Genomic DNA, 23,589 nt, shown 5'->3' with positions numbered 1-23,589 from the left:
TTCATGTGTTTCTTAATTACTCTTCTCCATCATTGGTTATTGCAGTAATAAGTCTGATATTTTATAATCATACGGACGTTAACATCAAATGTCAAGGCAGACTGAGGATTTTGTCGCATTTTATTGGTTCAAACGTTTTTTCAGATTTTTGATTGTCCGGACATTGACTCCGAATTCAGATGCCAATTCAACAAGGTTTGCGCTTTGTTCCTTTTGGATGAAATCGTGAAAATCGACACCCAATACTTGATTGCCTCCGCTTAAGCTCGTTTGATCTTTTTCGCTGAATTTCATGTGGTTTCCCTCCTAGAGTTATATAAGCTCTATTCTTTCCTAAAAAAAATGTTTTTTGCACAAGGAAAGAGGGAAATTTTCATTGAACGAGAATACATACATATAGACATTAAAAGGGAGAGACAACTTATGAAGAAGAAATCAGGTTTATTTGGCCTGACACTGATGCTGATATTCTCAGCGATTTTCCCCGTCAATCACGCTTTTGGAAAAGATGAAGGGGAAAATATCGTGACGACCCAAGTGGTCAATGTCCGTGAAGGTGCAGGCCTCAGTTTCCCTATCGTGAAAAAACTGGAAAAAGGGGACTCGTATCCCATTCTGAATGAGGATGGCGACTGGATCGAAATCCGGATTGGCGCCGGCAAAACGGGATGGGTTGCCAATTGGTTAGTGGAGAAACAAACGGGGTCTGAAACCAATCAGGTCAAAAAGGAATCCGGACAAGGCGTGATATCAGGCAGCTCGGTCCGCGTCCGTACAGGTCCAGGCACTACATTTCAAACGGTTGGGTCCTTGAGTAAAGGTACAGCTGTTGACATCATTGAAAAAAATGAAAATTGGATAAAGATCAAAACGGCGGATATCGAAGGTTGGGTCTCTTCTGACTACCTTAATCTCCCCGCCGCATCAGGAAATGCAGCGAAGAAAGATTCAACTAAGGAAAAAGAAACGAATCAATCCGTAAAAACCGGAGTAACTTTGGTGGACCGGCTCAATGTCCGTTCGGAACCATCGACAAGCAGTGCCTCGCTAGGAAAGCTGAATAAAAATACGTCAGTGACCGTTTACAGGGTTGAAAATGAATGGGCTGAAATAGATTTCCAAGGAGTCCGCGGTTGGGTAGCTGAACCTTACATACAAGTAAGCGAAGGTAAAGAAGACATGAAAAGTGAAACGGCAGGCGCCACTGCAAGGGTGACCGCTGCAGGTTTAAATGTCAGGAAAGAAGCCTCTCTCTCCAGCAAGGTCATCGGTTCGGTGAACAAGGATGAGACTTACGCCGTGCTGCAAACAAAGGGAAATATGACACAGATCAAGCTCTCCGGTTCAAAAAAGGGCTGGGTCGTGAGTTGGTACCTGGAAAAAGAGAATGTTGAACAAACGGCTAAGGAAAAAAAGGTTGATGTAAAAGGAAACGAGATTACCATCATTCATGATGGTACGATTCTTAGAAGCGAGCCTGATGGCAACTCGAAGATTGTCGAGCAGGCCAATGCAGGTGAAACGTTCTCCGCATCAGGTATGGAAGGCGACTGGTACTCCATTAAACTGAAGAGCGGAAAAACGGCTTATGTGGCCGGATGGATCGTGACGATCGAAGGGAATTCGGAGCAGATCCAACGACCTGGCGTTGAAAAGTACTTAAAGGATAAAACCATTGTGATCGATCCCGGCCATGGTGGCAGGGATAGCGGTACGATAGGCGTCGGTGGAACACTCGAGAAAAACCTGACGATTCGTACGGCAGAGCTGCTGCGGGACAAACTTCAGGCGGCAGGAGCTAAAGTGATCCTGACCAGAAGCGGAAATACCTATGTTCCACTCCCTTCCCGGGTCAGCACTTCTCATATACATAACGCGGATGCTTTCATCAGCCTCCATTATGATAGCACCAAGGACCAGATCACCAGCGGGATAACCACATACTACTATCATGACTACCAGCATGCATTGGCGGCTACTCTGGCCAATTCACTCGGTTCAACCATGCAGGTGCCCAATCGCGGATCACGTTACGGTAATTTTCATGTTACCCGCGAAAATAAACGGGTAGCTACACTTATTGAACTAGGTTATTTAAGCAATCCAGTGGAAGAATTGACGTTAACATCGAATGAGTATCAAGAAAAAATCACATCTGCCATCTATAATGGATTGGCGCGGTATTTTAAATAAGAATTAGAAAAGCCAGCTTCGAATCGAAGCTGGCTTTTCTACAAAAATAACCTGCCGCAGCAGGTTATTTTTTGCTTTCAAGTATTAGTGTAACGGGACCGTCATTAGTAAGCTGAACATCCATCATGGCACCAAATTGACCGGTTTCAGTATGGACGCCTTTCTTGCGGAGTTCCTCGTTAAATGCTTCATATATTTCATTCGCCTCTTCAGGACGGGCGGCGTCCATGAAGTTCGGTCGACGGCCTTTGCGGCTATCGCCGTATAAGGTGAATTGTGAAACTGATAAAATCGAACCTCCCACATCCAAGAGTGAATGGTTCATCTTTTCATTTTCATCTTCAAATATTCTGAGATTTACAATCTTATCGGCCAAATAGGCGGCGTCATCGATGGTATCCCCATGGGTGACACCAACCAACAGGACAAGCCCGCTGTCGATTTGCCCGATGACTTGGTCTGCGACAACGACTTTTGCCGCTTTGGAACGTTGTAAAACAACACGCATGGCAATAAAAACTCCTTAGTTCATTATCCTTCTAACGGAATAAACATCTGAAATTTGTTTGATACGGTCGACGACCTTTTGTAAATGGGCAATGTTATGGATATAGATCGACATGTGAATGGTCGCCACCTTATTCCTGTCCGATTTACCCGAGACCGCCGAAATGTTGGTCTTGGTTTCATTGACGGCCTGCAGCACTTCGTTTAATAAGCCGCGACGGTCATAGCCGCTGATTTCAATTTCAACGATGTATTCCTTGCGTTCATTAATGGTACTTTCCCATTCAACAGGTACAAGGCGATGGTCGGAATCCCCGCTATCCAGGTTCGGGCAGTCCTGTCTGTGAACTGAAACTCCACGGCCTTTGGTTATATAACCAACGATTTCGTCCCCTGGCACTGGGTTGCAACAGCGCGATAAACGGATAAGCAGGTTATCAATCCCCGGTACCTGTACACCTGAGTCACGTTTTTTCGATGTATTGGAGAAGGTTTTCAGGTCGGCTACAGCTTCAGAAATATCCGCTTCTTGCTCGACCATTTTCTGCTTACGCCATTTTTCGGTAAGGCGGTTAGCTACCTGAAGGGCAGTGATTCCGTTATATCCGACTGCTGCATACATATCTTCTTCATTCAGGAAGTTAAATTTATCTGCAACACGCCTGATATTCTCGGCCGTCAGGATTTCCTTCAGGTCGAACTCCATATCCTTGATTTCCTTTTCAACAAGCTCTTTGCCTTTTTCGATATTTTCTTCCCGGCGCTGCTTCTTGAAAAATTGGCGGATCTTGTTTTTCGCCTGAGATGTTTGCGTTAGTTTAAGCCAATCCTGACTTGGACCATAAGAATGCTTAGAAGTTAAGATTTCTATGATGTCGCCAGTTTTCAGTTTATAATCCAGCGGCACCATTTTCCCATTCACTTTGGCACCAATCGTTTTGTTTCCTATTTCCGAGTGAATCCGGTAAGCGAAATCTATCGGGTTGGATCCTGATGGCAGTTCGATGACATCGCCTTTTGGTGTAAAAATGAATACCATATCAGAAAAAAGATCTATTTTAAGGGATTCCATGAATTCCTCTGCATTAGTCGCATCATCCTGGAATTCAAGAATTTCCCGGAACCATGTCAATTTTTCTTCCAGTGATGGCTGTTCACCGACATCTTTTCCTTCTTTATAAGCCCAGTGCGCGGCAACCCCGAACTCGGCAATGCGATGCATATCGGAAGTACGGATCTGCACTTCCAGCGGGTCGCCTTTCGGTCCGATCACCGTCGTATGGAGCGATTGATACATATTCGGCTTCGGCATCGCAATATAATCTTTGAATCGGCCTGGCATCGGCTTCCAGCATGTATGGATGATCCCTAAAACGGCATAGCAATCCTTTATGCTATTGACGACGATACGAACGGCAAGCAAATCATAAATTTCGCTGAACTGCTTATTCTGCAAAGCCATTTTACGATAAATGCTGTATATATGTTTCGGTCTCCCGGAAAGGTCAGCCTTAATATTGACTTCCTCAACGTTTTTACGCACTTCATCAATGACTTCTTCCAGATACTGTTCACGTTCTGCACGCTTTTTCTTCATCAGGTTGACGATTCGGTAATACTGCTGAGGATTCAAATACCTTAGTGCAGTATCTTCAAGTTCCCATTTAATTGTACTGATACCAAGACGATGAGCAAGCGGTGCGAAAATTTCCAACGTCTCGTTCGATATCCTTCTCTGCTTTTCCTGCGGCAGATGCTTCAATGTCCGCATATTATGAAGTCTGTCCGCAAGCTTGATCAGGATGACCCGTATATCCTGGGCCATCGCCACGAACATTTTCCGATGGTTTTCCGCCTGTTGCTCCTGCTGTGATTTATACTTGATTTTCCCTAACTTTGTCACGCCATCCACAAGCATGGCGACTTCAGGACTGAAATTTTCTTCAATATCCTTCAGAGTGATCTCCGTGTCTTCAACAACATCATGTAAAAAACCTGCCGCAATGGTTGCAGGGTCCATTTCAAGTTCAGCAAGAATGCCCGCCACTTGAATCGGATGAATAATATATGGCTCTCCCGATTTACGAAATTGTTCTCGGTGAGCATATTCTGCATACTTAAACGCTCTATGAATAAATTCAGCTTCTTCCGGCTGAAGATATAAGCTGGCCCGTTCTACAACCTGCTCGGCAGTCAATATTTGATCATTAGCCATTTAATCACCTTTACCCCACTTTAACTGCCACCGGATATGATCCGGATTGAGTATGATTGGTAGCACTTCCCTTTATTCTGCAAAACGTGACAATTTTTGCGAAAAAAAATAAATCCGCTTAAACGGATAAAAGTGCAAATAAACTTATTAGCAGAAAAACTCTTTATTATTACTATTATCGAAAAAAAAGGCAAGGATGTAAAGAGATAAACGTGTATTTTATAAAGAATACTGCTTTTTTTCACTGGAAATTCGACAAAATCCAGAAAAAACGGGTAAAAACAGAAAGAGCACCCTGGTCAGAGTGCTCTTCTTTATTAAAAGCTCATTAATGTCAAGACATCATAGCCGTCTAATTTATCTTTACCATCCAAGTCAGTCAATTCAATGAGGAATGCAATCCCGGCTACAATTCCGCCAAGCTGTTCAACCAATTTGATCGTCGCTTCGATTGTTCCCCCGGTAGCAAGTAAATCGTCCGTAATCAATACACGCTGTCCCGGTTTAATGGCATCTTTATGGATTGTCAATACATCCTTGCCATATTCTAATCCATATTCGACTTTTATCGTTTCACGTGGAAGTTTTCCTTCTTTTCTCACTGGAGCAAAGCCCACTTCCAATGAGTATGCGACTGGACATCCGATAATGAATCCGCGCGCTTCCGGCCCGACCACCAAGTCGATATTCTTATCGCGAGCGTACTCGACGATTTGGTCTGTTGCGTATTTATAAGCTGCACCGTTATCCATTAATGTTGTAATATCTTTGAAGACAATACCCGGTTTTGGCCAGTCTTGCACAATTGTTACATATTGCTTTAAATCCATTGCTTTGTTTCCTCCTCAAGGTCTGTTGCCTCATGAACTAAATAATGATTGAACCAATCGAATAATTGCTGATAGGAAGAATAAACAAGCTCTTGTTCAAGCTCAAATTGCTCTTTCTTTCTTGTATACGATTCAGATTCACTGAGATCGCGTTTTTTCGCATTGGTTGTGAGCATAATTAACCCATTCTCTATTGTAACAAAATCAAGCTCAAAAAACACCTTAGAAATGAAATCCACAGTATCTCTTGACCAGCCGCGATATTTGGCTAGGTCATCACCATATCTTTTCACATCGAGCGGTCCCTTTTTGGCAAGGAAGGCATAAAACCATTTGAAATGATCCCTTGTTGGCATCGTACTTAGGAAATGGTCCTGTTCATGGGAAAAGTGAGCGTAGATACGCGAAGGGTGCTTATCGGCAACCACCCGTTTCAAATATTCCCTTGACGGCGGCATGTCCATGAATGCCAAATGACCTTCGAAGCAGTCGAGCTGCTCTGCATCCAGTTCATTCTTGATAATAACGAGATCCGGATGATTTTGTAAAAATGGATATCTGCTATAAATATCTTCCGAAAATATGACGATCTTCCGATTTTGTGCAGGAATGTCGGCAAGCCACTTCTCTGCCTGTCCCTTGCCGCGGTAATCGAATAACTGCCAATGGTTCACCGAGACATCCTGGACAAAGATCTGGGGCTTTTTCATATTATTCCACTCATTGATGGAAAGCTCACCAATAACCGAGACCTCAGCGTGTGGAGCTATTTCATCGACAAAATGACCAAGACCGAAGCCCACACCGTCAAGTTTGTGATTTTCACCATCTTCCAGCTGGACCTTCAAGTGATTTTGGTTGGCACCTATTTTGCGGACACTTGAAAGCTGTACGGAATCTATCAATATCTTCGGCTTGGGATTCGTTACCCCAAATGGCGCCAGCAAGCTCATTTCCTGAATCGTTTGAATGGAAACGTCAGCTAAAGTCGTAGCCCCGTCCAAGTTTGTAATCGGTGTGAAGTCCTCTTCGTTCAGTTGTTCCTTCGCAATCAAATTCATGCGGTCCCTGAGCTCCTGGACATCTTCAATTTTCAATGTCATTCCAGCAGCCATCGGGTGCCCACCGAAATGAGGCAGCAGTTCACGGCAGGCGGAAAGACTTTGAAAAAGATCGAAACCGGCAATGCTCCGAGCAGAACCTTTCGCGTATCCCTTTTCCCGGTCATAGCTCAATACAATCGTGGGCCGGTAAAAGCGTTCAACAAGTTTAGAGGCAACGATCCCCACGACTCCTGCGTTCCAGCCTTCCCTTCCGATGATGAGCACGCCATTGGACTCCGGCGGGAAGTTTTCCTCGACCTCAGCAATCGCTTCCGCCGCCATTGCAGCAACCATTTCCTGCCGCTCTTTATTGATATCATTAATTTCATTCGCAAGTTCCACCGCTTCTTCCAGGCTTTGTGACATCAATAAATCGACAGCGGGATCGGCATCTCCAAGGCGCCCGACAGCATTGATCCTCGGTGCCATCGCAAAGCCGATTGATTCTTCATTCAATGCTTCCTGCTGAACATTCGCCACTTTCATTAACGCAACAAGTCCCGGGCGGCGAGTCAAACGTAACTGCTCGATGCCTTTCGCAGCAATGAGGCGGTTTTCCCCTTGCAATGGCACTAAATCCGCTATCGTGCCGATTGCCGCTATTTCAAGCAGATCCTCAGGCAATTCCCCAAGCAGGGCGTGCGCAAGCTTAAATGCGACCCCTACTCCGGCAAGGTCTTTAAATGGATAGGAACTGTTCTCAAGTTTAGGATGGATGATTGCCAATGCCTCAGGCAGTTCCGGCCCCGGTTCGTGGTGGTCGGTCAATATATAATCCATGCCAAGCTCGCCGGCAAGTTTCGCTTCATCGATTGCAGAAATTCCGGTATCGACGGTTATTAATACCTTCACCCCTTGCTCAGCTGCAAGGCGGAACGCCATCGGATTCGGACCATACCCCTCTGTAAACCGATTCGGGATATAAAAATCAACATTGGCCCCCAATTTCATCAGCGCCGTCATCATCACTGTGGTCGATGTCACGCCATCCGCATCATAATCACCGAATATACGTATTTTTTCCCCATTTTGAATGGCTTCTCTTATTCTATATACTGCTTTATCCATATCCTTCAATAAAAATGGATCATGAAAAGTTTGATTTTTTACAAATAAAAACGATCGGGCACTTTCAATTGTATCCAGGCCTCGATTCACAAGCAGGGCTGCAACCAAAGGTGTGATATGAAGCTCTTCAGCTAGTACAGCAACTTTGTTTTCATCGGCAGATTGCAAGTTCCACCGTGTTTTTGGCTTTAACATTTATTCACCCCTCAACCTACTCATTATACAAAACGAATATACCAGTTTCAATTTTATTTTAAACTCATAAATGGCTGTAATTCCCTATCAAATAAACTTAGTTTAACAAAAAGAAGGCTGGCATCATGCCAGCCCCCTCTCACCTATTAAACTTGTCCTTCAAGACTTTGTTTCTTTTCTTTTGCGGTATTCAGCGGACCCTTCTTCTTCAATTCCTTGATTTTTAAATCAAGCCAGAATTGGGAAGCGATCAATAGCGATGAATAAACGCCGCATATCAAACCGATGAACAAGGCAATGGAGAAGTTTCGGATAGCTTCACTACCGAAGATCATCAATGCGATGACCGTAATGAGAACGGTCAGAACCGTGTTAATGGATCTCGTCAAAGTTTGCCTGATACTGATGTTAACAATGTTCTCAAGCTCTTCGGCGGTTTTGATTTTACGGCTGAAGCGTAGGTTTTCACGAATACGGTCAAAGGTTACGATCGTATCATTGATCGAATAACCGACGATCGTCAGAACCGCAGCAATGAAGGTGATATCCACTTCGAGCCGGAGTAAGCTAAAAATCGTGATGATGAAGAATGCATCATGTATAAGCGCGACAACGGCAGGAACAGCCATTCGCCATTCAAATCGTATCGATACATACAATATGATTCCGATTGATGCAATCGCTAACGCAAACATGGCATTTTTCGCAAGCTCTTTCCCTACAGTCGGTGATACGGTGCTGACATTCGGTTCTGCTCCGTAATCCTTCTTGAAATGGTCCTTCAATTCAGCAATCTCTTGTTTATCAAGGACACCGACTGTCCGAACGACAGCATTCTTATTGTCTTGTCCAGCGAGCCTGACATCCTTGATATCTTCTTCGTCGATACCGACCTTTTCCATTTCGGTTTTGACTTGCTGTGTCGTCAAGACGTCTTTGGAAGCAATCTCGATTCGAGTGCCGCTCGTGAAATCAATCCCGAGATTCAATCTAAAGACGAGCAGGAATATGATCCCGATGATGGTGACACCAATTGAAATGCCATAAAAAACTTTCCTATGTTTGACGAAATCGATTTTATCAAAGCGTGTTGGCAATGACATTAAATCCATCTTCTCGGATAAATTGTGAATGTGCTTCTTCTTCACGCCAAACCATCCTGTACGTTTGTCGAGGAACCCGCTATTCACCCACAGGCTCATGAAGAGGCGTGTACCATAAACGGCTGTAATGAAACTCATTAAAATCGAAATGATCAAAGTGGTGGCAAACCCTTTAACCGAGCTTGTTCCATAATAGAACAGTACGGCCGCAGCCAGCAGGGTCGTTAAATTCGCATCCGTGATTGTAGCAAGTGAATTCTTAGTACCTTCTTTATAAGCCGCCTTAACGGATCTACCAAGTTTCAATTCATCCCTGATTCGCTCATAGGTTATGATATTGGCATCGACAGCCATCCCGACCCCGAGTACCAATGCCGCAATACCAGGCAGCGTAAGGACCGCATTCATCCAATCAAACACTAATAGAGTCAAGAAAATGTATATGCTTAAAGTAACGACTGCAATGAATCCCGGGAAGCGGTAATACACAAGCATGAAGATAAAAACAAGTGCAATTCCGATGATTCCTGCAAAAATAGTATCATTCAGTGCACCTGCACCAAATTGGGCACCTACAGAAGTGGAGTACTTTTCTGTTAAATCCACAGGAAGGGCACCTGCATTCAGAAGGGCTGCAAGCTCTTTCGCTTCTTCAACCGTGAATTGACCGGTAATATACACCTTCTTCGTATTAAAAACTTCACTGACAGCTGGAGCTGAAATCATATTGTCCTGTGAAGAGGTATCTTTGATGGAATCTTTTCCTTCCTCAAAATCCAGCCAGATTGCAAGTACATTAGTCGGACTTTCCATCGTGGATATTTTTTGAGTGATGTCCTTAAATTTATCCACATCTTTCAATGTGACTTCAACAACCGGTTGATTATCTTGGAACGTTTGTTTCGCCCCGCCTTCTTTCAGGTCGGCCCCGGTCATCATTTCCTTATCGTTGTAATCACGGAAGGATAATTTAGCTTGTGTCGAAAGGATTTCCCGAGCGTTGTTCTGGTCTTTGACCCCAGCCAATTGAACGCGGATCCGATCTTTCCCTTCGATTTGAATGTTAGGCTCGCTAACACCCAAAACATTGACACGCCGCTCAAGCGAGCTTACTGTAGCCCGTAAAACATCCGGGGTGATTTTCTCCCCAGACAGCGGTTTTACTTCATATAACACTTCAAAACCGCCTTGAAGATCAAGACCCAGCTTGATATCCTTTAGGATTCCTTTTGAAGTCGTCCCCATCGCTGCGAAAATCAAAAGTGCGATTAGAAAAAACGCAACGATCCTGCTTCTTTTTACCATTATGTAGTAGGCCCCTTTCTATAATACGCCTGTTCCTGAAGTTAAAAAAACTGTCATTTTTTGTTCATATGATAACTGCATTCCCTTTTCATTCTTGAGAAAAAAGACACAGCTTTCCATGCTTTTCCAAAAAAAGCATGACCATATCTATTATGAGTCAAATACAAACAGCTGTCAATTTAAGTATATCTTTGCGTCATTCTTTCAAAAGTTCCTTCAGTTCATCTTCAGAAAGCGGCTCAAATAGGTTTGGTGATTTATAAGCTTCGACCATTTGGAAGGTCATGAACTGGTTGCTCGAAAATGTCACGATATCTGCGACAAGTTCATGTATGTGAATGTTTTCCTGAGGACGCTTCCATTTATTTTTGGTTAAGGTTCCCCATATGTCTTCCTCCGTTACGGCATTCAATCCGACCATTTGGAATTCCTCACGCTTGCTCTTTAAAAATGGACGCACCTTTAGATAATACCTTTGATAGGGATGATTCTTTTTTGCCATCACTTTGCCTCCAGTAAAAATGATTCTCAAATGAATGCGCATTTTCTTAGAAGGGTTTCTTATCATTTGTTAGAACGCAAACAAACACTTTTGTCATGCTTTGTCCAAGTACAAGCATATAGATAATTGTATAGCATAACCGCTTTTTTGAGAAGGCAGGGAGGGAGTTCAATGTCCAAATTTTTAAAAGGGACGCTGATTTTATTAATCGCAAGCCTGATTACACGGGTTCTTGGTTTCATTAACCGCATTGTCATCGCCCGCTTCATCGGCGAAGAAGGCGTTGGTTTATATATGATGGCTTTACCGACCCTCTTTCTCGTCGTGAACATAACCCAGTTAGGCCTGCCAATCGCCATTTCGAAATACGTGGCTGAGGCCAATGCCAGAGGTGATGAACGGAAAATCAAGAAAATCCTTGTCGTCTCTTTGGCTTGCACCTTTACTCTATCGATGATTTTCACTCCTGCGATGCTGCTTTTCGCACCGGCTCTCTCAGAATACCTATTCACTGATAAACGGACTGTATGGCCGCTCATGGCGATTGCCCCTATAGTACCGATCATCGCCATATCTTCCGTACTGCGCGGTTATTTCCAAGGCAAGCAAAATATGAAGCCATTCGCTTTCTCACAAGTTATCGAACAGGTGGCCCGAATCACTTTCATAGCTGTCCTGACAAAGGCCTTTTTGCCATATGGAATCGAATATGCTGCAGCCGGGGCGATGTTCGCATCGATTATCGGTGAGCTTGTATCTCTCATCTACTTATTGACCAGCTTTAAATTAAAGAAACATTTTAAGTTCAGAAAGGGTTTCTTCAAGAATGTCAAATCCGGAAAAGGAACGTTCACCGAATTGATGGGAATTGCCCTTCCTTCCACCGGAAGCAGGATGATTGGATCGGTTTCATGGTTTTTCGAACCGATAGTGGTCGCCCAGAGTTTGGCACTCGCCGGAGTCACCGCGGCCGCAGCCACAAGTCAATACGGGGAGCTGACAGGGTACGCCCTGCCTTTACTCATGCTTCCTTCCTTCGTTACGTCATCATTGGCGACGGCACTTGTCCCGGCAGTGAGCGAAGCCCGTACGACAGGGAACTTTTCACTCGTTGAACACAGGCTTCAGCAGGCACTGAAAATCACCTTTATCACAGGCTGTTTAGCTATCGTCATTCTGTTCATCTTTGCCGAACCGATTTTACAAGTCATGTATGGCTCTTCGCATGCTGCCGTTTTCATTAAATTCCTGGCACCCTTTTTCATCCTTTATTACTTTCAATATCCGCTGCAATCCATGCTGCAAGCACTGGATCTTGCAAAGGCAGCAATGTTCAACAGCCTGGCAGGTAACATCCTTAAAATCGGTGTGATCTGGCTGCTGGCGTCAAAGGAAAGTTTCGGGATCATGGGCGCCGCAATCGGGATAGCCGTCGGTACGATGCTCGTTACCTTCCTGCATTTTTCAACTGTACTGAAGGTCGTCCCTTTCACGCTTCATTTCCGCAGCTATATGTCAGCATTGGTCCTTGCCTTAATTTCCGGGTGGGGAGGTTATTATCTTTATCAATTCCCGCTCTCCTCACAGCCTCTTGGCATACGGCTTTTGCTTTCCGTGACGGTCGTTATCCTGCTGTTCACATTTTTCCTGCTCATGACCGGCAGCATAAAAAAGGCGGATCTGATCAGGATTCCTGTAGTGGGCGGCTTTTTATCAAAATTCGCTTGGAAATAAAATGAACCGAAGCATTAAAAGGCTTCGGTCATTTCTTCGTTTCATTTTTGTCGATGTAAAATTGGCCATCTATGTACCCACAAATCGAAATCTCTTTAATCTTCGTTTCTCCCAGCTTTTTCAACTGGTGCCGGAGCCAAAAATGATTTTTGCCAATTCTATCGAGATTCCTCTCCTGTATCTCCCCGTCGATTATAAGGGGAAAAGGTGTTTCCTTGGTTTTAGACCTTTTGTCTTTGGTATTCTTGATGATCGAAAGCTTCCCGGTAGATTCGAGGATTGCGAATTGCACCTCATTTAAATCACTAATCCCCTGTTCTCGCAGCTGGGTCAATAAATCATCGAAAGTATATCGTTGCTTACGCATCGCTTTTTCATCTATTTTCCCTTGATTGATGATGATCTGGGGCGTACCGTCCACGATGTTTCGAAATCTAATGCTTTTCAATGAAATGAAAGCCAATATTATTTGGATGAAAGCAAGAACGAACATCGGAATGATTTGCCTGAAAAATGGTCTATCCAAATCTTCAAAGGAAAGGACGGCAATGTCCCCGATCATGATGGATACCACTAAATCAAGAATGCTCAATTCCCCAACTTCCCGCTTACCCATCATTCGAAAAAGGATTAAGATGACTAGATAGATCACTGTTGTTCTAAAAATAATAGCCAGGATATCCACTTCAATACCACATCCTTCATCCATAGCATGGCTTGGGAACTGAAAAATTACTCCATATTCTTTTCTAATTTTGCGGGAAGCTTCCTAAACCTGGTCTAAAGGTTCGATATCGGGAATATGCTTGTACAAACACATAAACAGGCTATACGTATCAGCCTTTCAAAAAGGAGGAATACCCATCGAAACTAAAAAAATGAGTGTCGCCGTAATTTATGGCGTAGGCTCCATCTTTGCCATAGCGATGATTGCTAGTTTAATCGTTTCCATCCTTCTTCGTTTTACTTCACTGACGGAATCATCCCTGACATACGTGATCATGATTGTGTCCTTTTTATCGCTGTTCATTGGTGGATTCATTTCAGGAGGCAAAGGGAAAAAGCAAGGACTATTCTTGGGCGGGAGCACTGGGCTGCTTTATCTGTTGGTCGTGTTCCTTTTTCAATATTTAGGTCACGATGCACTTTTCACGATCAAGCAATGGATATACTATGGCTGTTTCGTGATTACGGCCATGATGGGCGGCGTGCTTGGGGTCAACATGAGTTCCGACTCCCGCACCGATTAAAAAAACAGCAAAAAAAACCGGGCACATGGCCCGGTTTTCGTTTGTCTTATACGGATACTTCCTTATTCGGTGCGCTTTCCGTAATTTCACGGATTGCTGCACGGTCAAAAGTCAGTTTTGTGCCGTCTGGTGATTTAATGACGATTTTCAGGTCATCGATTGCATCGATTGTTCCGTGCATACCGCCGATAGTAGCAACTTTATCACCTTTTTTCAGACTGCTTTGCATGCTTTGCGTAGCCTTTTGGCGTTTTTGCTGCGGGCGGATCAATAAGAAATAGAACAATACGAACATTAAAATCAACGGAAGTATTTGTGTTAAAGAACCCATTCTGTATATTCACTCCTTTCGCTCATTAAAATATTTATGGAATTAGAAGTTTCTCGCATTTGGTTCATTGAAACCATACTGCTCAAAAAACTCTTCCCTAAAGTCTCCAAGACGATCTTCTCGAATAGCTTGTCTGACCTGTTCCATCAAGTTTAACAGAAAATGAAGATTATGGTAAGTCGTAAGACGAATCCCAAAGGTTTCTTCACACTTAATCAAATGGCGGATATATGCCCGGCTATAATTCTTGCAAACATGGCAATCGCAATTTTCATCGATTGGACCGAAATCGCGTGCATACTTCGCATTTTTCACAACCAGCCGCCCATTGCTCGTCATGAGCGTACCATTACGCGCAATTCGCGTCGGCAGTACACAGTCAAACATATCGATACCGCGGAGTGCACCATCAATCAATGAGTCCGGCGAACCGACTCCCATCAGGTAACGAGGTTTGTTACTTGGCAGCAGCGGACTTGTAAACTCAAGGACGCGGTTCATGATATCCTTCGGTTCCCCAACGGATAACCCTCCAATAGCATAACCCGGGAAGTCAAGGGAGACAAGGTCTTTTGCACTTTGTTTGCGAAGGTTTTCAAACTCCCCGCCTTGAACGATACCAAACAGCCCTTGGTCATTAGGACGCTCATGTGCATTCAAACAGCGTTCCGCCCAGCGCGATGTCCGTTCAACCGACTTCTTCATATACTCTTCAGTCGCCGGAAATGGCGGACATTCATCGAATGCCATCATAATATCTGAGCCAAGCGCATTTTGTATTTCCATCGCTTTTTCCGGGGATAAGAATAATTTATCGCCATTCAGATGGTTCCTGAAATGCACGCCCTCTTCTTCAATTTTGCGAAACTCGCTCAAACTGAAGACTTGAAAGCCGCCTGAATCGGTCAAAATCGCCCGATCCCAGTTCATGAACTTATGCAATCCGCCAGCTTCCTTGATGATTTCATGCCCCGGACGCAGCCATAAGTGGTAAGTATTGCTCAGGATGATGCCAGCCCCCATTTGTTTCAAATCTTCCGGGGACATCGTTTTGACAGTAGCCATCGTTCCAACCGGCATAAATGCCGGAGTTTCGAAAGAACCATGCGGCGTATGGACCCGGCCTAGCCGTGCCCCTGTCTGTTTACATGTTTTGATTAACTCATATCGTATTGCAGTCAACGCAATAACTCCCTTCAAGAGCTTCTCACTCTTATATTACTTAATTAACATTGCATCTCCAAAACTAAAGAACCTGTATTTTTCTTCCACAGCCGTTTCATAGGCATGAAGGACATGCTCCCTGCCCGCAAGTGCAGAAATCAGCATGATTAAAGTCGATTTGGGCAAATGGAAGTTCGTTATCATCGCATCGATTCCTTTGAACTCATAACCAGGATAAATGAAGATGCTCGTCCAGCCATTCTCTTCCTTGAAAACCCCATCATTGCGGGACGCAATCGTTTCCAATGTCCTTGTGGACGTAGTGCCGACCGTAATGATTTTCCCGCCTTTTCCTTTCACATCATTCAGTAATCTGGCAGTGCCTTCCGTCATTTGATAAAATTCGGAATGCATTTCGTGGCTATCAATATCGTCGACACTTACTGGACGGAATGTACCAAGCCCGACATGCAGCGTGATGAATGCGATGTGGACACCCATCTCTTTAAGTTTCCCGAGCAACTCCTCCGTAAAATGCAGGCCAGCGGTAGGTGCGGCTGCAGATCCCCGTTCACGCGCATAAACCGTTTGATAGCGGTCCTGGTCGTCGAGTTGTTCCTTGATGTATGGAGGTAACGGCATTTCGCCAAGCTTCTCCAGTATTTCATAAAATATGCCTTCATATTTAAATTCAAGGATTCGGCCGCCATGCTCAAGTACACCTGTACAAACGGCACTCAGCTTACCATCGCCAAAAACGATTGTCGAGCCTTCTTTAATCCGTTTGGCCGGCTTCACAAGCGTTTCCCATACATCATCATGCTCTTGCTTAAGCAGCAAGACTTCGATTTTTGCACCCGTTCCTTCTTTACTGCCGTAAAGCCGGGCCGGAAGCACCTTCGTATCATTCAACACCAGGCAATCTCCCGGTTTGATATATTCCGTGATATGGCTGAATACATCATGCTGAAGCTTGCCGGTTTCTTTGTCCAGCACCATCAATCTACTTGCTTCCCTATCCTCCAAAGGAACTTGGGCAATCAGTTCCTCCGGTAAATGAAAATCAAACATATCCAATTTCATCTGTTCCACTTCCTTACGTGTCTATCAAGCTGTAATCATTATTTAAAACGGCCGATCAAATAAAAAATCGCGGACAATACAACACTGACGATGATTGATGTAACGATGGGAAAGTAAAACGTCGTGTTCCCCTTTTTCAGAAAAATATCTCCCGGCAGCCTGCCGAGACTGATATATTTCATCGCAAAACCAATCACGAATATAATCACACCCAGAATCATAACCATCTTTGGTATATTCATCATTCAGGCATCTCCATTCCGAAATGCTCATAAACAAGCTGTGTTGCCATCCGGCCTCTTGGGGTACGCTGAAGAAAACCGACTTGTAACAGATATGGTTCATACACATCTTCGATCGTATGTGCCTCTTCGCCAATCGTTGCAGCAATCGTTTCCAGCCCCACGGGCCCGCCACGGAATTTTTCAATAATCCCTTTAAGTAATTTATGGTCAATATGATCGAGTCCTAAACGGTCGACCTGCATTAATTCAAGCGCATAATCGGCAAGCTCGACCGTTATCGTACCATCACCGCGTACCTGGGCGAAATCCCTGACCCTCCGTAAAAGCCGATTGGCTATTCTTGGTGTGCCCCTTGATCTTCTTGCAAGCTCTGCCGCTGCTTGATCATCCATTTCCGTATCCATGATTCTTGCAGTACGGATGATGATATCAGTCAAATGGTTTTCCGTATAATATTCAAGACGGCTCAAAACGCCAAAACGGTCCCTGAGCGGTGCAGACAGTGAGCCTGCACGTGTCGTGGCCCCTACGAGGGTAAACGGCGGCAAGTCGATCCTGATCGAACGGGCTTCCGGCCCCTTACCGACTACAATATCCAGACAGAAGTCCTCCATAGCCGGGTATAGCACTTCTTCAACGACACGGGGAAGACGGTGAATCTCATCAATGAACAATACATCACCCGGTTCAAGTGCACTCAAAATGGCCGCCAGATCTCCCGGCCGCTCAATGGCGGGACCGGAAGTCGTGCGGATATTCACACCCATTTCATTGGCGATGATGACGGCAAGCGTCGTCTTTCCAAGGCCAGGCGGTCCATATAAAAGTACATGATCGAGCGTTTCTTCACGCATCCTTGCCGCTTCGATATATACACTTAAATTCGCTTTCACTTTATCCTGTCCGATATATTGCTTTAAGTTTTGCGGCCGCAGGCTTTGTTCAAAGGACAGTTCGTTCAAATCGGCTTCCTGATTGAATATTCTCTCCTCCATTGCGCCACTCCTTATCTTAACATCATTTGCAATGCTTTCTTAATATATTGCTCGGTCGTCATATCTTCAGCCTGCAATTTCTTGGCAACCTTTTGGACTTCCTTTTCAGAATAACCAAGAGCCTTCAATGCAAGAACGGCTTCATCCAATTCCTCTGTATAACCATTTGGACTTAGTGCAGCCGTGACGCCTTCGTTAAACAAGCTTGGAAACGCATCCGGAATTATATTCTCAAGTTTCCCTTTTAAATCGAGGATCATTTGCCTTGCCGTTTTCTTTCCGACTCCCGGGAATTTCACCAAAAACGATTCATCTTCATTTTCGATTGCCTGCACCACCTGATCAACCTGGCCTGATGCCAATATGGCTAGAGCACCCTTCGGCCCGATTCCGGTTACATTCAATAATTTTGTGAATAACGCCTTTTCTTGACGAGTCTGGAATCCATATAATGCTGCCATATCCTCACGAACATAATGATACAGGTAAACTTGAATTTCTTTCTGGTATTGAGCGGAAAAAATAAAAGGATTCGGCGTCATCACTTGATATCCGATCCCCCCATTTTCCACAACTATGTATTCAGGCCCAATATAATCGACCTTGCCTTTTATATAATCATACAAATTAATTCTCTCCCTGATTTTGCTGTACCTCTCATTTTATCATAAAAAGGGGGTGTTGTTCATTAAAAGTTATTTCATAGTCTGCAAAGTCCTTTCACATTACTTCCGGTGTCATTATCATCCATAAAACAATGTTAATTGGAATGGGTATGCGAGACTCCTGCCGGAAATACGCGTCCAAGCGAGACCCCACAGGCAGAAAGGCTCCGAGGACGGACCGCCCGCAGAAAGCGAGTGCCTGCAGTGGAAATCAACAGTTAAATTGTAAATATAAAAAAACTGTAGACAAACTCCATTATTATCGAGTTTATCTACAGTCTGAAGGATCGGATATCATCCCACCCTAGTTTACCGAATATGGCTCATATTCTTTAATAAGCTGTTTATATTGGTCTTTATTCATGATCGGAATCCCTTTTTGCAGTTCCTCCTGCTTGTATGCTTCTAGTTTACCAACGTCTATTTGGTAGAAAGTATGAATGATCTTGGCATGCTCAGGCCTTCCGATAAAAATGGATAACGTACCATCTTCCCTCATACCAAGGTAACCGTTCGCTTTTAAGAGCGGAGATATGTCATTTTCAATTTTCTTCATGACAATCTGCTCTTCATTTTGATCGACTACTTTCCATCCTTCATATTTTGACCAAAAGTCCTCCATCGACCAAATGGTTTCTGTCAATTTCTCTTCACTTAACTCGCCATCCAGATACATACGCTGAAGAATGACCTTCCTCTCAATTGGATCATTTTCCTTTTGAACGGTTTCTTCGGCAAAAACGGTTAAGCAAAATGGCAATATGAAAAGCGTCATGAAAAATTGGATTCTGAGTTGATTAATCAATATACTCACCTCTTAAGGCGTTTACTTTTTATGTAGTTTGACCCAAATAAGGATTATTAACCAGAAAAAAATCAAAAAGAGCTGACTCCATATCGGGTCAGCTCACTAATTATTTCAAGTGATTTTCGTGAATGTTAAGGTTATCGAACATGTCATTGGCATCTAAAATGATCATTTCCCTCGTGTCGCCATCCCGAAGATTGTTATCAAGTGTCATCGTCCTGAAATAGACACCTTCATCTGTGGTGACATATAGGGTACGGCCATTGGTAAGCGGTCCGATTTCCTTCTTGATTCTTTCTTTAACATCTTTTGCTTGGCTGTAGTCATCAAGCAGCAAGGCTACCAGCATTTCGTCTTTCATGATGATCGTCCTGGTATCGATGACCGGCTCCACTTTATTGGCGACACCATTGACTTTGTCGGCTAAAGCGCCTTCATAGGAATTATAATAAGATGATCGCGCCTTAAGCGGTTTACTCTCATGTCCATGGTAGTTACGGTCACTTTTACTGTACGCATCATCTTTATTGTATAAACCTTGCACCATATTCTCATAATTGATGTTGCGTACCAATGCATCTTTTTCATGGTATCCTGTATCATTCGTGATATTTTCATTTTCCGCTGTATCATTATTAGCACATCCAACCAAACTGACGGCGGCCAATACCGTACAAAGCGGCTGTGCCCATTTTATTTTCTGCACCAATAACCCTCCCATTGCAATTGAATGAGCTATATTCCGCTCATAATTAGCATGGGTGTCGAACGGGAAATGTACTCTGTAAGATACGGCCAAAAAACCGTTTTAATTCCTATTAAGGGAAGAAATCCTTTTTGCCAATTTTTCATTCATCGCCATCCGCTCCGAAAAACCTTCCACGGACATTTTCCAGACCGAATGAAGCTGGGAAGAACTTTTATTAAGGCGATTCCATTCACGGAAAATATCGGTAGGATAAGTTAAAGCATATAAAAAGGCCGGGTCTGACTGATACCTTTGCAATTGCGGCACTTCCCACAGATCGGTGGCCGCATCTTCCAAATGATGCGATATTCGATTTGCATACTGTAAATAATCAATGCACCTCGGGGCATTTGCCATTAAGTCAAAATCGATTAAAGTCAAAGTGCCGTCCGCTCTGCGCAAGAAATTATGGTGGGCACAATCACCATGAATGATTACTTTCTTTTCCTTATTCCATAAAGACTGATTTTTATCAAACCCCTCTAGCGCCCACTCCCCCCATCTAATCCATTCCTTGATAATATCTTCGGAAACATATTGGCGAACATAAGAAAAGTTCTTTTTAAAAAGTGATAAACGTTCTTTCCACTTTTTTGATTGATTGAATACAGGCGCGTTAATGGAGAGATGCTCCGACACATCATGAAAGCTTTCCAGTAACTTAATTCCCTCTAAACGGTCCTTATGATTGGAATATTTGAATTTTTTCTTGCTCGGCGGAAAATAGTCCATACTCCCATACCATTTCCCTTTAAATTCAAAGGGCATTAAATTCTGATGAATATAATACGTTTGATGAAAACCCTTTTGTTTTAACAATGAAGTCAATTCTCTTTGCCGATCCCACTTTTCAAAGCTGTCGAATCCTTTAAGGACCATTGGATGACCCTTTTCAAAAGTTATTAAATAGACACTGCTTTGAATATGTTGGACATTCCTTGGCTTACGATTTAAATAAGAGAGGAGACGAGTGTTAAAAACACTGTCTCCTTGATAATTAGTAGTCATCGCTTTCATCTACATATGTCGGTATCCCAAATGTTTCAGGCGCACGAACGCCCCCGAATTGGCCTGGCTGGCCACCCATTTGTCCAGGTAACATAGCTTCAGGTTGCCCCCCTAGCTGACCGCGCATCATGTCCGGCTGACCACCAAATTGTCTAGGCATCATTCCCGGCTGGCCTCCGTTTTGATCGCCCATCATCCACGGCTGACTTCCATTTTGACGGCCCATCCACGGCGGACCTCCGGTTTGACCGCCCATCATCATACCTGGCTGGCCTCCATTTTGGCCGCCCATCATCATGCCTGGCTGACTTCCGTTTTGGCCGCCCATCATCATACCTGGCTGGCCTCCGTTTTGACCGCCCATCATCATACCTGGCTGGCCTCCATTTTGACCGCCCATCATCATCCCCGGCTGGCCTATGTTTTGGCCGCCCATCATCATGCCCGGCTGGCCTCCGTTTTGACCGCCCATCATCATGCCGGGTAGGCCTCCGTTTTGACCGCCCATCATCCACGGCTGGCCTCCGTTTTCGCCGCCCATCATCAACCTGGCTGGCCTCCATTTTGACCCCCCATCATCATCTGGCTGGCCTCCATTTTGACCGCCCATCATCATATCTGGCTGGCCTCCGTTTTGACCGCCCATCATCATATCTGGCTGGCCTCCGTTTTGACCGCCCATCATCATGTCTGGCTGGCCTCCGTTTTGGCCGCCCATCATCATGAACCCTTCATATTGAGCCGATTCTACTGACTCTTCTTCATATTGTTGCATCTCTTTCTCCATTTGAGACTCTTTAGGTGACATCCCTTGGTATGGGGCCTGTTGCTGCTGTGACTGAACGGATTGATATTGGTGATAATCTGGATTGTGATGTGCATTGGCATCCATTTTTTGGTTTCCTTGATACTGCCCTTTCACATCCGGCCCATAAGTTCCAAGTAACCCCTTATTACAGCCGCAATCTTCCTCTTCCTCACCGGCAGCCTGGTTATACTGCTGAGGGAAGTTATAGTTATTGTTGTTGTATGAAGATGGCGATTCGCCTGGTGACTCATAATCTTGCTGCATATATGAACCTGCTACTTGAGCTTGTTGATTCATCCCTCCATAGTAATGGTGCGGAACCGGTGCGGAGGCTTGATATGGATATTGTTGCTGGCTTGGTATATTCATGCTCGCCCCTTGGACGAATCCTTGATCCATCATGTACATGTCAGAAGATTCTCCCCAAACATCAGAGCTCTCTTCCATCATTTGATAACCATGTACTTCCGGAGCCGCCTGATACCCTGGAACTCCTTGATATGGGGCTTGCATATGCATCTGCGCCCACGGTGGCGGCTGAATGCAATAACCGCTTCCGGGCAAAATTGGTGTTACTGGAATACAATCATCCACCGGCTCAATGTATTCCTGTGCTGGCTGTACAGCTGGCTTTTTCTTCTTTTTAGTGGCTACCGGCTCTTCTTTTTTCTTTGGTAAAGGTGGTGGTGCAGGAGGCTTTTGCACACTCATATTGGTCATGTTGACCATATAGTAATTATTGATATCGATTTCCGGAATCACCGGCATGGGCACCGGAATTTCTTTTGGAACGATTTTTTGCTTTTCTTTAATGATTGGCTTTGGCTGAATGATCTGCTGCTCTTTCTTAACTGGTTTTTCCTTCACTGGCTGTTGAACGATTGGTTGCTCTTTTATCGGCTGTTGATATTTCGGCTGTTCTTTTACCGGCTGCTGAAATTTCGGCTGCTCTTTTATCGGCTGCTGAAATTTCGGCTGCTCTTTCATCGGCTGCTGAAATTTCGGCTGCTCTTTCATCGGCTGCTGAAATTTCGGCTGTTCTTTTACCGGCTGTTGATATTTCGGCTGTTCTTTTACCGGCTGTTGAAACATCGGCTGTTCTTTAACAGCCGGTTTTTGCATAATTGGCTGTTCTTTTATAGGCGCTGGCTGAGCCTGGTACGGTTGAATTTGGGATTCTTTAATTCCCGGTTGAATATTCACGTTTGGTTTAGCCGTTTCTTTTATTACAGCTCCGGATGTCCCTGGTATTTTAATTTTCATTCCGGGCATCATCATATCCGGGTTGCTCAATTGCGCGTTAACTTTTTTAAGTTCTTCAAAACTGACGCCGTATTTTTTGGCGAGTTTCCAAAGTGTATCGCCTTTTTGGACTATATGAATTTTCACGCTGTTAACCCCTCCTGTGCATATGTCCATATATTCTATGAAGCAGTGGGTGAATTGCTATTATTTTTATCATGAAAACTTATGCTTGAAAAATGACATTTATGATTGGATCAATGATTTAGGGAAATGGAAGGTACTTTTTTGGAGAGGAACTAAATGATATAAAATCTTCAAAAAGGAAATTTAATTGGGACCATTGCCTTCATTCTAAAAAAAGGAGGCAATGGCTTTTAGGTTTGAAGCCATCATGTTATGAAACGCTTCTTTCAAACTTCTGTCTAAACTCAGGGAAATCCGGGTATAAGAAGGTAAATGACCTAAGGCTTTGTCTTCAGGTACT

General features: G+C 44.1%; 21 protein-coding genes and 1 other annotated feature (1 of these 22 cut by a window edge). Of the genes, 3 read left to right on the top strand and 18 right to left on the bottom strand.

Annotated elements, in window-relative coordinates; genetic code table 11:
- Positions 1–42: a binding site (T-box leader), on the bottom strand; it reaches 195 nt to the left of the window's first position.
- 78 nt (positions 43–120) lie between these two features.
- A complete protein-coding gene (locus LQ188_RS11075; RefSeq protein ID WP_034308777.1) occupies positions 121–294 on the bottom strand; it encodes a hypothetical protein in 174 nt (57 codons plus the stop codon).
- Between the two features lie 129 nt (positions 295–423).
- On the opposite strand from LQ188_RS11075, the gene LQ188_RS11070 reads away from it, so the two are divergent.
- A complete protein-coding gene (locus LQ188_RS11070; protein WP_230176811.1) occupies positions 424–2,193 on the top strand; it encodes an SH3 domain-containing protein in 1,770 nt (589 codons plus the stop codon).
- Between the two features lie 64 nt (positions 2,194–2,257).
- On the opposite strand, the gene dtd is transcribed toward LQ188_RS11070, so the two are convergent.
- The 6 genes from dtd to LQ188_RS11040 form a co-directional block, all read right to left on the bottom strand.
- Positions 2,258–2,701 carry a D-aminoacyl-tRNA deacylase gene (gene dtd, locus LQ188_RS11065; protein WP_137020406.1) on the bottom strand — a complete coding sequence of 148 codons (444 nt, stop codon included), beginning with the start codon at positions 2,699–2,701 and terminating at the stop codon, positions 2,258–2,260.
- Positions 2,702–2,716: 15 nt separating this feature from the next.
- The gene (locus LQ188_RS11060; protein WP_101222762.1) at positions 2,717–4,915 is read right to left on the bottom strand and encodes a bifunctional (p)ppGpp synthetase/guanosine-3',5'-bis(diphosphate) 3'-pyrophosphohydrolase; all 2,199 of its coding nucleotides are present in this window, start codon (positions 4,913–4,915) and stop codon (positions 2,717–2,719) included.
- A 317-nt stretch (positions 4,916–5,232) separates the two neighbouring features.
- Positions 5,233–5,745, bottom strand: a complete 513-nt coding sequence (locus tag LQ188_RS11055) for an adenine phosphoribosyltransferase (protein ID WP_034308789.1) — start codon at positions 5,743–5,745, stop codon at positions 5,233–5,235.
- On the bottom strand, positions 5,736–8,111 hold the full coding sequence (recJ, locus tag LQ188_RS11050; RefSeq protein WP_101222763.1) for a single-stranded-DNA-specific exonuclease RecJ: 2,376 nt from the start codon (positions 8,109–8,111) through the stop codon (positions 5,736–5,738). Before recJ ends, LQ188_RS11055 begins: the two co-directional genes overlap by 10 nt.
- A 146-nt stretch (positions 8,112–8,257) precedes the next feature.
- Positions 8,258–10,519, bottom strand: coding sequence for a protein translocase subunit SecDF (secDF, locus tag LQ188_RS11045; protein ID WP_230176810.1), 2,262 nt, complete (start codon positions 10,517–10,519; stop codon positions 8,258–8,260).
- A gap of 196 nt (positions 10,520–10,715) precedes the next feature.
- The gene (locus LQ188_RS11040; protein ID WP_157831013.1) at positions 10,716–11,021 is read right to left on the bottom strand and encodes a post-transcriptional regulator; all 306 of its coding nucleotides are present in this window, start codon (positions 11,019–11,021) and stop codon (positions 10,716–10,718) included.
- Between the two features lie 171 nt (positions 11,022–11,192).
- Between LQ188_RS11040 and spoVB the strand changes: the two genes are divergently transcribed.
- Entirely contained in the window at positions 11,193–12,755 is a 1,563-nt protein-coding gene (spoVB, locus tag LQ188_RS11035; protein WP_101222766.1) for a stage V sporulation protein B, read from the top strand.
- Positions 12,756–12,783: 28 nt separating this feature from the next.
- Here the strand turns inward: spoVB and LQ188_RS11030 are convergent, their stop codons facing one another.
- Positions 12,784–13,464: a DUF421 domain-containing protein gene (locus LQ188_RS11030; protein WP_230176809.1), complete on the bottom strand. Its 681-nt coding sequence runs from the start codon at positions 13,462–13,464 to the stop codon at positions 12,784–12,786.
- Positions 13,465–13,633: 169 nt separating this feature from the next.
- Between LQ188_RS11030 and LQ188_RS11025 the strand changes: the two genes are divergently transcribed.
- A complete protein-coding gene (locus LQ188_RS11025) occupies positions 13,634–14,005 on the top strand; it encodes a TIGR04086 family membrane protein (protein ID WP_174524159.1) in 372 nt (123 codons plus the stop codon).
- Between the two features lie 46 nt (positions 14,006–14,051).
- On the opposite strand, the gene yajC is transcribed toward LQ188_RS11025, so the two are convergent.
- From yajC to safA, 10 genes are all read right to left on the bottom strand, one after another.
- A complete protein-coding gene (gene yajC / locus LQ188_RS11020) occupies positions 14,052–14,336 on the bottom strand; it encodes a preprotein translocase subunit YajC (protein WP_076365002.1) in 285 nt (94 codons plus the stop codon).
- Between the two features lie 42 nt (positions 14,337–14,378).
- Complete coding sequence (gene tgt, locus LQ188_RS11015; RefSeq protein WP_101222768.1) at positions 14,379–15,518, bottom strand: tRNA guanosine(34) transglycosylase Tgt; 1,140 nt, start codon at positions 15,516–15,518, stop codon at positions 14,379–14,381.
- A gap of 36 nt (positions 15,519–15,554) precedes the next feature.
- A complete protein-coding gene (gene queA / locus LQ188_RS11010; protein WP_230176808.1) occupies positions 15,555–16,583 on the bottom strand; it encodes a tRNA preQ1(34) S-adenosylmethionine ribosyltransferase-isomerase QueA in 1,029 nt (342 codons plus the stop codon).
- Between the two features lie 38 nt (positions 16,584–16,621).
- Complete coding sequence (locus tag LQ188_RS11005) at positions 16,622–16,828, bottom strand: DUF2905 domain-containing protein (RefSeq protein ID WP_137020415.1); 207 nt, start codon at positions 16,826–16,828, stop codon at positions 16,622–16,624.
- On the bottom strand, positions 16,825–17,823 hold the full coding sequence (ruvB, locus tag LQ188_RS11000; RefSeq protein ID WP_230176807.1) for a Holliday junction branch migration DNA helicase RuvB: 999 nt from the start codon (positions 17,821–17,823) through the stop codon (positions 16,825–16,827). The genes LQ188_RS11005 and ruvB overlap by 4 nt, the downstream gene beginning before the upstream one ends.
- Positions 17,824–17,834: 11 nt before the next feature.
- Positions 17,835–18,449, bottom strand: a complete 615-nt coding sequence (gene ruvA / locus LQ188_RS10995) for a Holliday junction branch migration protein RuvA (protein ID WP_101222771.1) — start codon at positions 18,447–18,449, stop codon at positions 17,835–17,837.
- A gap of 343 nt (positions 18,450–18,792) precedes the next feature.
- On the bottom strand, positions 18,793–19,293 hold the full coding sequence (locus LQ188_RS10990; protein ID WP_230176806.1) for an intercompartmental signaling factor BofC: 501 nt from the start codon (positions 19,291–19,293) through the stop codon (positions 18,793–18,795).
- A 109-nt stretch (positions 19,294–19,402) separates the two neighbouring features.
- Entirely contained in the window at positions 19,403–20,002 is a 600-nt protein-coding gene (locus LQ188_RS10985; protein ID WP_157831014.1) for a YhcN/YlaJ family sporulation lipoprotein, read from the bottom strand.
- 102 nt (positions 20,003–20,104) lie between these two features.
- Positions 20,105–21,052 carry a phosphotransferase gene (locus LQ188_RS10980; protein WP_230176805.1) on the bottom strand — a complete coding sequence of 316 codons (948 nt, stop codon included), beginning with the start codon at positions 21,050–21,052 and terminating at the stop codon, positions 20,105–20,107.
- Positions 21,042–23,249 carry a SafA/ExsA family spore coat assembly protein gene (safA, locus tag LQ188_RS10975; protein WP_230176804.1) on the bottom strand — a complete coding sequence of 736 codons (2,208 nt, stop codon included), beginning with the start codon at positions 23,247–23,249 and terminating at the stop codon, positions 21,042–21,044. Before safA ends, LQ188_RS10980 begins: the two co-directional genes overlap by 11 nt.
- Between the last annotated feature and the right edge of the window lie 340 nt (positions 23,250–23,589).

Source organism: Peribacillus sp. Bi134 (assembly GCF_918698065.1).
Taxonomy (GTDB): domain Bacteria; phylum Bacillota; class Bacilli; order Bacillales; family DSM-1321; genus Peribacillus.
This window is presented reverse-complemented; position numbering and strand designations above follow the sequence as displayed.

Bases quoted from the DNA above. Each gene is read 5' to 3' on its own strand.
- queA (WP_230176808.1), bottom strand. From the start codon at position 16,583: ATGAAATTGGATATGTTTGATTTTCATTTACCGGAGGAACTGATTGCC.
- LQ188_RS11005 (WP_137020415.1), bottom strand. From the start codon at position 16,828: ATGATGAATATACCAAAGATGGTTATGATTCTGGGTGTGATTATATTC.
- LQ188_RS11075 (WP_034308777.1), bottom strand. From the start codon at position 294: ATGAAATTCAGCGAAAAAGATCAAACGAGCTTAAGCGGAGGCAATCAA.
- LQ188_RS11040 (WP_157831013.1), bottom strand. From the start codon at position 11,021: ATGGCAAAAAAGAATCATCCCTATCAAAGGTATTATCTAAAGGTGCGT.
- secDF (WP_230176810.1), bottom strand. From the start codon at position 10,519: ATGGTAAAAAGAAGCAGGATCGTTGCGTTTTTTCTAATCGCACTTTTG.
- LQ188_RS10980 (WP_230176805.1), bottom strand. From the start codon at position 21,052: ATGACTACTAATTATCAAGGAGACAGTGTTTTTAACACTCGTCTCCTC.
- ruvB (WP_230176807.1), bottom strand. From the start codon at position 17,823: ATGGAGGAGAGAATATTCAATCAGGAAGCCGATTTGAACGAACTGTCC.
- LQ188_RS11055 (WP_034308789.1), bottom strand. From the start codon at position 5,745: ATGGATTTAAAGCAATATGTAACAATTGTGCAAGACTGGCCAAAACCG.
- LQ188_RS11070 (WP_230176811.1), top strand. From the start codon at position 424: ATGAAGAAGAAATCAGGTTTATTTGGCCTGACACTGATGCTGATATTC.
- dtd (WP_137020406.1), bottom strand. From the start codon at position 2,701: ATGCGTGTTGTTTTACAACGTTCCAAAGCGGCAAAAGTCGTTGTCGCA.
- yajC (WP_076365002.1), bottom strand. From the start codon at position 14,336: ATGGGTTCTTTAACACAAATACTTCCGTTGATTTTAATGTTCGTATTG.
- LQ188_RS11030 (WP_230176809.1), bottom strand. From the start codon at position 13,464: ATGGATGAAGGATGTGGTATTGAAGTGGATATCCTGGCTATTATTTTT.
- LQ188_RS11025 (WP_174524159.1), top strand. From the start codon at position 13,634: ATGAGTGTCGCCGTAATTTATGGCGTAGGCTCCATCTTTGCCATAGCG.
- recJ (WP_101222763.1), bottom strand. From the start codon at position 8,111: ATGTTAAAGCCAAAAACACGGTGGAACTTGCAATCTGCCGATGAAAAC.
- LQ188_RS11060 (WP_101222762.1), bottom strand. From the start codon at position 4,915: ATGGCTAATGATCAAATATTGACTGCCGAGCAGGTTGTAGAACGGGCC.
- spoVB (WP_101222766.1), top strand. From the start codon at position 11,193: ATGTCCAAATTTTTAAAAGGGACGCTGATTTTATTAATCGCAAGCCTG.